The following is a 12028-nucleotide window of genomic DNA, read 5'->3' as shown; positions in this document are numbered from 1 at the left end:
CTCGAAACCGGCAATGATTCCTACCGGTTCAAGCAACGCAAAAAGGCCAGTCAGACCCTCTGAGTCGCTCGTTCAACTGGAAAAAATTCGATGTTGATGCCTGGTAACTTTTGGATGGTGATTGACACCATCGCGAATTTTTACGGCGCGTCTTGGCGCGCTTGGGGACACCAGGCGATGCAGATGGCCTACTCAGAGCCTGGGGGTATCGACCGGATGCCTTGATGCGCAAGCGCGGGGCGTTGCTCGGGACGCGCACGGTGCAGGCGCTGCTGGACACCGTTGCCACGACCAAGAGGGACTATGGATGAAGACGCTTGATCTGCTTGAAGCCACCGTGTTTTTGCGGATGCACCCGGAGACCCTGCGCCGTCAGGCGGTCGCTGGCGTCATTCCCAGCGCCAAACCGGGAAAACACTGGTTGTTCATTGACGAAGATTTGGCGAACTGGATACGCGAGCGGTATGCTGACCGTGCGCGGGCGGCAGAGCCAGACGAGGTATCCGCATGCTCTACCGCAGATCGAACAGTCATTTTTGGTGGATTCGGTTCACCACACCAGACGGCAAAGAAGTACGACGCAGCGCTGGCACGGAGGACAAAAAAGCGGCTGAAGAATACGAAGCAAAGCTGAAGCAGGAACTCTGGCGACAGGAACGCATGGGCGATAAACCACGTCATACCTGGCAGGAAGCCGTGGTGCACTGGGTGGAGGAGACGACACACAAAGCGACTCAGGAAGATGATGTTTATCATCTGCGCGAGATCGGAAAGCACTGGAGTGCTTTGTATCTGGACGAGATCGGGCGGGATCGTCTTGATGCGTTGATGAAGGCGCGTCAAGCTCAGGGCGTGAGTCATGCGACCGTGAATCGTATGCTCGAAGTCGCCAGAGCCATTTTACGCCGGGCGGAACGTGACTGGGAGTGGCTGGAACATGCGCCAGCAGTTCGGATGCTTCCCGAATCGCGCGCGCGGATTCGCTGGCTGACCCGTGACGAAGCGAGCCGCCTGATCGCAGAGTTGCCGGAACATCTCGCGGATATGGCGCGGTTCAGTTTGGCGACTGGACTGCGTGAGGCGAACGTGACTGGACTTGAATGGAGCCAGGTCGATTTGGTTCGGCGCGTTGCTTGGATTCATCCTGATCAAGCGAAAGCGAAGCGGGCGATTGGCGTACCGCTCAATGCCGATGCGGTTCTCGTGCTACGGCGATGGGTCGGCAGACACCAAGAACGGGTATTTTGCTTTCAGGCGCGTGGCTGTGATGACTGCAAGCCGATCGCCAAAGCAGGGACGGCAGCCTGGAAAAAGGCGCTGGGGCGCGCGGGGATCGCCTCCTTTCGTTAGCATGATTTAAGACATACGTGGGCTTCTTGGCATGTGCAATCGGGGACACCGTTGCATGTGCTGCAGGAGATGGGCGGATGGAGTACGTTCGAGATGGTTCAGCGATACGCGCATTTGTCATCGGAGCATCTCGCTGAACATGCTGGGCGGATTGAAATCGGCCTGCAGGTGGTCGACCAAGTTCGTCGGAAAGATTCAAAGCAATAATCGTTCCGCACATTTTCCGGCACATCAATATTTCTTGCAACAAAAAAGCGGGATCGGAAAACCGATAACCGCTTGATTGTAAGACTTGATTTGGCGCGCCCGGAGAGATTCGAACTCCCGACCACCTGGTTCGTAGCCAGGTACTCTATCCAGCTGAGCTACGGGCGCTTGGCTAAAACTGTATTTTTAAATTATATCGACATTATGTCGATAATTTTTTTTTTTGTCAATTCATCTGCTCAAATTTTCCCAATGCGACGCAGCCGGTCGACCTCCACGCGACCGCATCTACGTGAGGGCGACGCGGTCATTGCGCGGGGTGCAACGCTCGCCCCGGAACGGTTAGGGATCGTCCTGGACGGGTCAACGACCGCCCGTTGGGCTGTAGCGGTTCGGAGTGCCGTGGCGGGTGACCCGGCTTGTCGGGCCGGTGATCGGGTCGAGGGCGGGGAGGTCGCCAAAATCTTGGATAGATGGAATACACGGGTCGACGCGCACGCTCGGCTTCGGCATCCGCCTGTCGGGCGCGGGCGCGAGACTCTTCAATCTCCGCGAGATGGCGTGCTTCTTCCAATCGTCTCAGTTTCTCCTCGCGACGCGCGGCTTCGATCTGTTCGCGCTCGGCTTCCAAGCGTCTGACCTGGTTCATCACCGAATGCGTATGATCCGCTGGCTGACGCACCCGCGGCGACGCCGGCAATGGCTGGATCTGGACCGGAACCGCCGGATTCGACGGGGGCCGATCGCTGAAATGGACCTGACCCTGATCGTCCACCCAGCGGAATACTTGATCGGCCGCACAAGGATCCGTGCCGACAAGAAGGATCAGCAGCAGGATCGCCGGGCGCATCGTGACCTTCGCGAGTCTTGCGGTCATCATCTTTAAAGCGCGAGATTGATCCCCGAGACCAATAGCCCCGGCAAGAGCGCGCTATCGGTCGAGCGGCCGTTATAGGTCTGCGCTGAGAGAATCAGCTCGCGCTCGCGGGTCAGCCCTTCCAGACGGTCGCCCAGCAGATGATAGAGGCTGTCGTCGAACCGCATGACCTTGACCGGGGAGACGATCTCGCCGCCCTCCACCCAATAGGTGCCGAAGCGGGTCATGCCGGTGACGCGACAATCGTTGGGATCCGACCAGTTGCAGTACCAGAGGTTGCCGATATAGAGCCCAGTGTCGAGCCGGGCGAGTACCTCAGTCATCGGCAGATCGCCCGCGTCGAATCCCAGAGATTCAGGCGAGCCGCTCGCGGCATTGACGGTCTCGCCGTATTCCTTGCCGTCGCGCGCATCCACTAAACATTGACCGAAGACGCCCCTTTCGATCAGTGTCACGCCATCCGGTTTGACGAAACCCTCGGCGGTAAAACCGGCCGCCAGACCGCGCGCATGTTCCTCACGGATTGTGACCTTCGGGTCGAAGCGGCGCTCGCCGCGCGTCATCAGGAGCAAAGGGGTCTGATGGGTTCGATGACTCTTGAGATCGAACCCGCCCCAGGCGAGCATGTCCGTCAACTCATTGACCGCGGCCGGGGCCAGGTAGGCGCGATAGCGGCCGGGGTCGAGGGTGCGCGCGGGTCGCGCCATGATCCGCAGCCCTTCGCGCAGGGCGTCGAGCTTGTGGTCGAGTGTCGCGGTGTCCCAATGAAAGCCGCCCAGGCCCGCCTTGACTGCCTTGTCGGCCTCCAGATAACAGCTCCAGTCGAGGTTGAAGCTCAGGCTCTGGTGCCAGTGACGATGACCGAGGGAACTCGCCAGTCCCTCGTCGATCTCGCCGCTGGCCCAGATGCCGACCAGATCCAGACCCTCGGCGGCGGCGATCAGCGCGGCAACCGCGTCCTCGGCGGCGGGGATCGCGTCGCCGACCTGCCGGTGGCTCTCGCCGGCTTCGGTGGAATAGTGCAGATAGGGATCGTCCGGGACATGGACGAGACGTTCGCGCAGACGCGCGAGCAGATGGCGCGCCCGGACCAGATCCTGGCGCGCATCGCCGGTGAGGTCGCAGCGGCCTTCCGCCTGTCTCGCCCCATCGATCAGATTCAGACCGAGCGCGGCGGCACGCACATGACCGGCTTGACGGATGCGGTTACGGTTCAGACGCACGAAGTCAGAAACCTCGCCGCCTAGGTGACAGAAAAGGATTTCGGCACCGGAGAGACCGGACTGGAGACGGTCGGCCAAGGCAAAAAAAGCATCCCGGTTCATTCGCCACCTCCAAACACGGCCACGTCGCGGAAGAGACAAGGCGGCGAGGCGTGTCCGACAGAGACCGCCTGATTCGGTTCGCCCTTGCCGCAGTTCGTCACCCCGCGAATCTCCAGAGTCTCGGGACCGCCGACCCCGTCGAGACTGCGCCAGAATTCGGCCGAGATGCCGCGATAGCCGGGATTGCGCACCAGTCCCCTGAGTTCGCCGTCCTCGATCAGGCGTCCCAGTTCGCAGCCGAACTGGAATTTGTTACGGCTGTCGTCGATCGACCAGGAACGGTTGGTGTCCATCAGGACGCCACGTTCGACCCGCGCGATCAGCTCGGCGAGACTCTCCTCCCCCGGCTCCAGATTGAGGTTGCCCATGCGGTCGATCGGCGGACGGTCCCAACCGCTGGCACGGGTATTGGCGGTGCCTGGCAGTCCGGCGCGCGCCTGGGACAGAGGACCGCCGAGCGGACGCTCCAGGATGCCCCGGCGGATCAGATACTCGCGCTGGGCCGGCGTACCCACGTCGTCGGCGACCATGGACACCAGTTCGCCGGGAACCGTGGGATCGAAGGTGATATCGAGGAGTTCGGAGCCGTAGCGATAGCGCCCGAACATGCCGGGCGTGACGAAGCTGGTGCCGGCATAGTTGCGCTCGTCGCCGAGGATGCGGTCCAGTTCCAGCGGATGACCGATGCTCTCGTGGATCTGCAACACCATCTGGCTCGGCAACAGGATCAGATCGCGAGTGTCCTCGGGGCATTCGGGCGCGTCCAGCAGCGCGATGGCCTCTTCCGCCACGCGCGGCGCGTCGTCCAGCAGACGCACCGCCGCGATGCGCTCCAATCCGCCCTGTTGCGCCCAATCCGCCCCGCCGCCCTGCCGACGCTGGGTCTGACTGCCGGCATTGGCGACGGCGAACAGCCCCGGATGGACCGACTCGAACACCTGGGAGACCCGTGCGCCATCGCTGCTCACCAGCAACTGGGACACCCGATGGCGCGTCAGCCAGGCGGACCAGTCGACGATACGCTCGTCGATCGCCAGAGCCGTGTTGGCCTCCTGGAGCAGCGCCAGCTTGTCGGCGACCGCCATGGCTTTCCAGGATTCCAGGATGGTGGAGCGATAGTCGGCGCGCGTACTGGCGCGCGGATAGAGACCGGCATCGAAGAGCCCGAGCCGGGCATGGGCGAGTGCCCAGTCCGCCGCCCGCTCACCGGCGGCGCGCAGACCGGCGGCGCTCAAATCGCTGGTGGCGCCGTAGCCGATGCCGCCGCCACGCACGACCGTGACCATGGCACCCAGCGAGCTGTCGAGCGCGCTTGGCTCGACCACGCCCTGGCGCACCTCCAGATGATCGGACTCATCCTCGACTAGGCGCAGGGTCCAGTATTCGCAGGCCGGTGCCTGTGACGAGAAACGATCGGCGAATTCGGAGAGTTGTTCCATGAGACGAACGGATCCGGTGGCGATGCAATCCGATCACTTTCGTCAGAGGCAGCGCCGCTGTCAAGTCAACCGGAAGAAGCGACCTTGAGCGCCGAATGACGCTCGCCCCCCCGACGACCGAGTGCGATTTGACGCTTGCGGCACGCGATCATTTCAACGACGAGGGCTCGCGCAGCGCCGGAACGACCTTACCCCTCGACCCTTCGTCATGCATCCCAATCGACCAACTCGCGCAATACGGCGGTCGCATAGGATCCAGCGGTCAATTCAAAGGTCAGTTCAAGCCCCTCCTCGACCAAGCGTCCGGTCAAGTCGATGACCGGCAGGCGCAGCGCGCGGCGCTCCTGATCCATCCTCTGGGCGGCGAGCCCTTCGGGCCAGCCGGGAAAATCGGCGGCGACCTCCTCTTCAAGCCGCTGAATCGCAGCGCGCGTCGGTGGCGCGCCGGCGCCCCAGAGCGGACCGCTGGGATGCAGATCCATCCGCTCGCAGCGCTCGGTCAAGGCCTCGTCGATCACTTCGGCGAGAAAATGCGAATGGGTACCGTCGAGTTGCAGACAGTCGCCGGGCTGGGGTCGATCCCAGTCCTCGCGCCGGACCCGCTCGGCCAGAAGCTGATTGAACATCTGCGAGCGCGCGGCGGACAGCCAGAGACCTTTCTGATGGCGCGGCACGCGGCCCGCGGTGCCGCCGAAGAGCGCATGGGCGCGGATCAGATTGCCGTCGGCATGACCGAAGCGTTGTTCGCCAAAATAGTTGGGCACGCCGCGCGCGCGGATCGCCTCAAGCCGGGCGTCGAGAGCGGGAACCGTCAACGCGCAGTCGCGTATCCGGAGGCGAAAGCGGTTCCCGGCCAGTGCGCCGCGCCGGAGCTTGCGCCGGTGCGGATGGACTTCGAGCACCTCGATCCCATCCGTGCTCAACGCCGACCAATCCGGCGGTTCGTCGCGCGGTCGCGGGACGGAAAACCACTGGCTGGTGACGGCGTGACGGTCCTTGAGACCCGCGTAACCGATCTCGGACTGGGACGCGCCAGCCAGCGCAGCCAGACGGCGAGCGACCCATTCGGTATTGGCGCCGGTCTTGCGCACCCACAGCAGCAGATGATCGCCCTCGCCGTCCGGCGCGAAGCCCAGACGCTCCTCGACCTGGAAATCGGCGGGCTCGACTCGCAGACGCCCGCACCCCAGGGGTTCGCCGTGCGCCAGCGGCAGATCCGCGAAGGTCGTCCAACACGGCAGAGGCGCCTGCGTCATGCGCCCGGCTCCGTCAACAAGACCACGGCGGAGGCCGCGATCCCCTCGCCGCGTCCGGTGAAGCCCATGTGTTCCATGGTGGTCGCCTTGACATTGACGCGCGCCGACACACAGCCGAGATCGATGGCGAGAATCTCGCGCATGGCTGGAATGTGCGGCGCGAGCTTGGGTTGTTGGGCGATGATGGTCATGTCCGCGTTGTGCACGGTCAGACCCATCTGGCCAAGGCTGGCCATCACCCGCCCGAGCAGGATGCGGCTGTCGATCCCGGCATAGGCGGCATCCGTATCCGGAAAATGATTGCCGATATCGCCCAACCCGGCCGCGCCGAGCAGCGCGTCGCAGAGTGCGTGGATCAGCACGTCGCCGTCGGAATGGGCGAGCAGACCCTGATCGTGAGGGATCGTCAGACCACCGAGCACCAGCCGGCGCTCCGGCGCGAAACGATGGGCGTCAAAGCCCTGACCAATCAACATGCGTTGTCTCCTCGTGACGCATCAATCCGCCCCTGCTGTCGCAGATAAAAATGGGCCAGCGGAAGATCCTCGGCCCGGGTGATTTTGAGATTGTCGGCGTGCCCCTCGATCAGGCGTGGGGCATGGCCCAGACGCTCGATGGCGGAGGCGTCGTCGGTGACCAGATCGTTCGCGTCCAGGGCGTCATGCAGCGCCCGGCGCAGCAGGCCAAGCCGGAACATCTGGGGGGTATAGGCATGCCAGAGACTCGCCCGGTCGACGGTGGACGCGATCCGCCCATCGCCATTGTCGCGCTTCATGGTGTCGCGCACCGGAATCCCGAGCAGACCGCCCACGGCATCCCCAAGCAAGGCGTCGATCAGGCGGTCGAGATCGGCGGTCCGCAGACAGGGCCGCGCGGCATCGTGGACCAGCACCCAGTCGCCCTCCTCCGCGCGGCCATCAAGGGCCGCGAGCGCGTTGAGGACGGAATGGCAGCGTTCCGCGCCGCCCGCCGCGCGGATCACCTTGGCATGACCGGCATGGGCGGTGCTCTCCCAATAACCGTCCGCCGGGTCGAGCGCCACCACGACCCCACTGATCCGCGCATCCTCAATGAACAGATCCAGCGCGTGATCGATCACCGCCCGGCCGGCCAGGTCAAGGTACTGCTTGGGAATGGCGCTTCCCATGCGCCGCCCCACGCCGGCGGCGGGCAGGATGGCCCAGAGCGACGGGGTTTCGTTCATGGCGCGGTCTCCGCAATGGGCTTGGGTCGCTCGATGACCTGAATGAAAATCTCGCCGGCCTTGATCATGCCGAGTTCGCTGCGGGCACGCTCCTCCAGCGCCTCCTGGCCCTCGCCAAGATCCGCGACCTCCGCCTGAAGCACCTGATTGCGCGCCATCAGACGCGCGATTTCGGCCTCCTGGAAGGCAATTTCCTGCTTCAGCGCATGGAGTTCCGCCAGGCTCCCCTGACCGACCCAGAGCCGGTACTGGAGCGCCCCCAGAAGAACGATGAGCACCGCGATCAACCAACGCATGTCGAGACCCGATTAGCCGTGGAAGCCCGAACCCGGCCCGGCCGACCCTTCGATCAGGCGCGGGACAGGCCCGGAACGCCGTCTCGTCAGAGCCACCTGAAGGCCGCGCGGCCCGCGTAGATCGCCTCGTCGCCCAACTGATCCTCGATGCGCATCAACTGGTTGTACTTGGCGACCCGATCGGAGCGCGACAGCGAGCCGGTCTTGATCTGACCGGTGCCGGCCGCGACCACCAGATCGGCGATGGTGGTGTCCTCGGTCTCGCCCGAGCGGTGCGACACGACCGACGTATACCCCGCCGCGTGGGCCATGGCGATGGCGTCCATGGTCTCGGTGAGGGTGCCGATCTGATTGACCTTGATGAGGATGGAGTTGGCGATCTTCTTGTCGATGCCTTCCTGCAGGATCTTGGTATTGGTGACGAAAAGGTCATCACCGACGATCTGGACCTTGTCGCCAAGCCGCTCGGTCAGACGCTTCCAGCCGTCCCAATCGCCCTCGGCGAGACCGTCCTCGATCGAGAGGATGGGATATTGCGACACCCAGCCAGCGAGCAGGTCGATCATGCCATCGGCGTCGAGCGTGCGGCCCTCGCCCTGGAGATGATAGCGACCGTCCTTGTAGAACTCGGAAGCAGCTACGTCCATCCCGAGATAGATGTCGGAACCGACCTTGAAACCGGCCTTGCCGATGGCTTCCAGGATCGCCTCGATGGCGGCCTCGTTGGAGGACAGATCGGGGGCGAAACCGCCCTCGTCGCCGACCGCCGTGCCCAGCCCGCGCCCTTTCAGGACCGACTTCAGGGCATGGAAGACCTCCGCACCATAACGCACCGCCTCGCGGATGCTCGGGGCGCCGACCGGCAGGATCATGAACTCCTGGAAGTCCACGCTGTTATCGGCATGACTGCCGCCATTGATGATGTTCATCATCGGGACCGGCAGACGGTAGGGACCGGCGGACAGCGACCTGAACAGTGGCAGCGCCTTTTCCTGCGCCGCCGCGTGGGCCGCCGCCAGCGAGACGCCGAGCAGTGCATTGGCGCCGAGCCGGCGCTTGTTGTCGGTCCCGTCGAGATCGATCATCGTCTGATCGAGCGCCTTCTGATCGGCCGCCTCCATGCCGAGCACGGCCTCGCGCAGCTCGCCTTCGATATTGGCGACCGCGATCAGGACGCCCTTGCCGAGATAGCGGGACTTGTCGCCATCGCGCAGTTCCAGCGCCTCGCGCGAGCCGGTGGACGCGCCGGACGGAACGATGGCGCGACCGATGGCGCCATCGGCGGTGATGACATCGGCCTCGACGGTCGGATTGCCGCGAGAATCCAGCACCTCGCGGGCACGGACATCGACGATTTCGGACATAAGCTGGTTGCTCCTGAAGCAGGGATGGAAACTGGATGTTAGCGAAGCTCGATATCTTAGCCGCAAGAGGCTAAGAGCGCAGCGAAACCACGCGTCTTTTTCCAGTTCGCGTCAAACCTGTTCGTCATGGGCGGATTTAGAGCATCTCCTGCGGATCCACGTCCAGCGACCAGCGCAGTCCCCTGGTTCGGGATAGCCCGCGCAGGATCGGGCTCCAGTGCGCCAGAAAACGCTGGAGTCGCGGACGCTCGCCACATTGCACCAGAAGCTGGGCACGATAGCGGCCAGCGCGCCGCTCCATCGGCGCAGGGATCGGGCCGAGCAGTTGGATCTTGGGCGCCTCCGCAGCCGCGATCAGCCCTTCAGCCAGGACGCGCGCCGCGCGCAAAAAGGCGAGCGGCTCGGATTCTCCAGGCGCCTCGGCGCGGACCAGGGCGAGATGGGCGAAGGGCGGCAGTTCGGCATCGCGACGCTCCCCCAGCGCCACGGCCGCGAAACCGCCATAGCCCTCGCGTAGCAGCGATTGCAGCAGGGGATGTTCCGGATGGCGGGTTTGCAGCACGACCCGCCCCGGCCGCTCCGCCCGTCCCGCCCGTCCGGCGACCTGCACGATGAGTTGCGCGGTGCGTTCCGGGGCGCGGAAATCGCTGGCGTAGAGGGTTTGATCCAGATCCAGGATGCCGACCAGGGTGACGCCCGGAAAATCATGCCCCTTGGCCAGCATCTGTGTCCCGAGCAGGATCTGGATCTCGCCACGCTGAACCGCCCCGAGCAGCCGATCCAGTTCGCCTTTGCGCCGGGTGCTGTCGCGATCGATGCGAGCGATGCTGACCTCCGGAAACAGGGGGCGCAGATTGTCTTCCAGACGCTCGGTCCCCTGCCCCAGCCGGCGCAGATCGCTGCCCTGACAGGCGGGGCAGAGACTCGGCACGGGTTGCGACCAGCCGCAATGGTGGCACCAGAGTTTGCGCGGATTCAGATGCAGGGTCAGACGGGCATCGCAGTGCGGACAACCGCCAACCCAGCCGCAGGCGTGGCAGGTAAGAATCGGCGCATAGCCACGCCGATTGAGAAACAGCAGCACCTGATTGCCGGCCGCGAGTTCGGCCCGCATGTCCGCGCGCAGCACGGACGACAGCCCGGCCTGCAGGGGCTGGTCGCGAATATCGAGCAGCGAGATGGTCGGCGGACGGGCGCGACCGGCGCGCTGGGGCAATTTCAGCCAGGCGTAACGATCGAGCCGCGCATTGTGCAGGGTCTCCAGCGCGGGCGTCGCCGAGCCGAGCACCACCGGACAGCCGGTCAATTGGGCGCGGCGCACCGCCAGATCCCGCGCCGAGTAGCGGAATCCGTCCTGCTGTTTGAGCGAAGCGTCGTGTTCCTCGTCGACCAGGATCAGCGCCAGCCGGGGGAGAGGGGTAAAGATCGCCGAGCGGGTTCCGAGCACCAGCGTGGCCTCGCCGAGCGCGGCGCGATGCCAGCCGCGTTCGCGTTCGCGCGCGTTGAGCGCCGAATGCAGCACCGCCACCGGCCCCGGCAGGCGCTGGACGAAACGCTCGCGCAGTTGCGGCGTCAGGCCGATCTCCGGCACCACCACCAGCGCCTGGCCGCCGGCGGCGATGACCGCCTCGATCAGACGGATATAGACCTCGGTCTTGCCGCTGCCGGTCACGCCGTCGAGCAGGAAGGCGCGAAAACCGCCGAGCGCGCCCTGGATCGCGTTCACCGCCGCCTGCTGGTCGGCATTGAGCGCGGGGCCGGCGAGCGCGGAGACCGGCGGCGGCAGGGATGGCGTCAGGCCCGGAATCAGTTGGCAGGTCTCGATCAGTCCCTTCGCACGCAATGCGCGCAGGGTCGCGGCGCAGTCTCCCAGGCTCAGTCTCAGATCGGCCAAGGCCAGACCCGCCGGGGCGGCGCGCGCCAAGGCGAGCAGATCGCGCTGCCGGGGCGCGCGATTCAGCGTGTCCAGCGTGACGGACAGACCCGCGGGCGTGGCCTGGATGCCCGGAACCCGCTCGTCGAGCAGGGGCGCCGGATCGCGCAGACGAGCCGGCAACGCGGTAAACAGCGCCTCCCCGATCGGCTGCCGATAATAGGCTGCGGCCCACTCGATCAGCCGCAGATCGGCCGGCGACAGCAGCGGGCGCGCATCCAGCACCGACTCGACGCATTTGAGACGCGCGGGATCCTGCTCGGTGCGGGAGGTGATGCGCAGCAGCATCCCGACCCGGCGACCGCGTCCGAAGGGCACTAGGAGACGCAGGCCCGGCGTCAGCGCCACGGGGGCGGGCGACACCGGCGGCAGATAGTCGAACAGCTCCGCCAGCGGCGCCGCCACGGCGACCCGCAGGATCACCGTGGATCCGTCTGACGTGACCGCCCCGGCTGACTCGGGTGTGTTCGGCGCGCGAGTCACAGGCGCGGAACGCTCAATGCGCTGGCCACCGACCCGCCCGGATCGCCGCGCGCACGGATGGCCAGCATTCGATTGCATTCGGCATCCGTGGAAACCAGATTGAAAAAAATCATGCTCGACGTTTCGTGCTACCGAAGTGATCGCGTGCCGCTTTGGCGAACGGATCCGCACGTAAACGGGGCAACCGGTTGTGTGGCAAGACGAAAGAAGGACTGCACACAAAGTCTGTGGATAAGTTTGTGGATAGGCTCTGGGAATTGCGCTCCGACTGGCGTCAATACGAAGGTTACGCGG

General features: G+C 64.8%; 10 protein-coding genes, 1 tRNA gene and 1 pseudogene. 2 read left to right on the top strand and 10 right to left on the bottom strand.

Features of this window, described 5'->3' with window-relative positions; genetic code table 11:
* The first annotated feature begins 307 nt into the window (after positions 1 to 307).
* Together CCR95_RS26215 and CCR95_RS26015 are read left to right on the top strand one after the other, a co-directional pair.
* Positions 308 to 634: a helix-turn-helix domain-containing protein gene (locus CCR95_RS26215; protein ID WP_420825636.1), complete on the top strand. Its 327-nt coding sequence runs from the start codon at positions 308 to 310 to the stop codon at positions 632 to 634.
* A gap of 26 nt (positions 635 to 660) precedes the next feature.
* Positions 661 to 1557: pseudogene (locus CCR95_RS26015) on the top strand (tyrosine-type recombinase/integrase).
* Between the two features lie 91 nt (positions 1558 to 1648).
* On the opposite strand, the gene CCR95_RS01275 reads toward CCR95_RS26015, so the two are convergent.
* The 10 genes from CCR95_RS01275 to CCR95_RS01230 form a co-directional block, all read right to left on the bottom strand.
* Positions 1649 to 1725, bottom strand: a tRNA-Arg gene (locus CCR95_RS01275).
* A 139-nt stretch (positions 1726 to 1864) separates the two neighbouring features.
* Complete coding sequence (locus CCR95_RS01270) at positions 1865 to 2437, bottom strand: DUF4124 domain-containing protein (protein ID WP_201091168.1); 573 nt, start codon at positions 2435 to 2437, stop codon at positions 1865 to 1867.
* A 2-nt stretch (positions 2438 to 2439) separates the two neighbouring features.
* Entirely contained in the window at positions 2440 to 3759 is a 1320-nt protein-coding gene (locus CCR95_RS01265) for a TldD/PmbA family protein (protein WP_201091166.1), read from the bottom strand.
* Complete coding sequence (locus CCR95_RS01260; protein WP_201091164.1) at positions 3756 to 5198, bottom strand: TldD/PmbA family protein; 1443 nt, start codon at positions 5196 to 5198, stop codon at positions 3756 to 3758. Before CCR95_RS01260 ends, CCR95_RS01265 begins: the two co-directional genes overlap by 4 nt.
* A 206-nt stretch (positions 5199 to 5404) precedes the next feature.
* Positions 5405 to 6454, bottom strand: coding sequence for a tRNA pseudouridine(13) synthase TruD (truD, locus tag CCR95_RS01255; RefSeq protein ID WP_201091163.1), 1050 nt, complete (start codon positions 6452 to 6454; stop codon positions 5405 to 5407).
* Positions 6451 to 6930, bottom strand: a complete 480-nt coding sequence (ispF, locus tag CCR95_RS01250; RefSeq protein ID WP_201091161.1) for a 2-C-methyl-D-erythritol 2,4-cyclodiphosphate synthase — start codon at positions 6928 to 6930, stop codon at positions 6451 to 6453. The genes truD and ispF overlap by 4 nt, the downstream gene beginning before the upstream one ends.
* On the bottom strand, positions 6924 to 7658 hold the full coding sequence (gene ispD / locus CCR95_RS01245) for a 2-C-methyl-D-erythritol 4-phosphate cytidylyltransferase (protein WP_201091160.1): 735 nt from the start codon (positions 7656 to 7658) through the stop codon (positions 6924 to 6926). Before ispD ends, ispF begins: the two co-directional genes overlap by 7 nt.
* Positions 7655 to 7954 carry a cell division protein FtsB gene (ftsB, locus tag CCR95_RS01240; protein ID WP_201091159.1) on the bottom strand — a complete coding sequence of 100 codons (300 nt, stop codon included), beginning with the start codon at positions 7952 to 7954 and terminating at the stop codon, positions 7655 to 7657. The genes ispD and ftsB overlap by 4 nt, the downstream gene beginning before the upstream one ends.
* A gap of 86 nt (positions 7955 to 8040) precedes the next feature.
* Positions 8041 to 9318: a phosphopyruvate hydratase gene (gene eno, locus CCR95_RS01235; RefSeq protein WP_201091158.1), complete on the bottom strand. Its 1278-nt coding sequence runs from the start codon at positions 9316 to 9318 to the stop codon at positions 8041 to 8043.
* A 136-nt stretch (positions 9319 to 9454) separates the two neighbouring features.
* Positions 9455 to 11674, bottom strand: coding sequence for a primosomal protein N' (locus CCR95_RS01230; RefSeq protein ID WP_476718515.1), 2220 nt, complete (start codon positions 11672 to 11674; stop codon positions 9455 to 9457).
* Positions 11675 to 12028 lie beyond the last annotated feature (354 nt).

The organism is Thiocystis minor (assembly GCF_016653465.1).
GTDB classification, from domain to species: domain Bacteria; phylum Pseudomonadota; class Gammaproteobacteria; order Chromatiales; family Chromatiaceae; genus Chromatium; species Chromatium minus.
The sequence above is the reverse complement of the archived record's forward strand: the minus strand, read 5'-3'. Positions and strand labels throughout refer to the sequence as shown.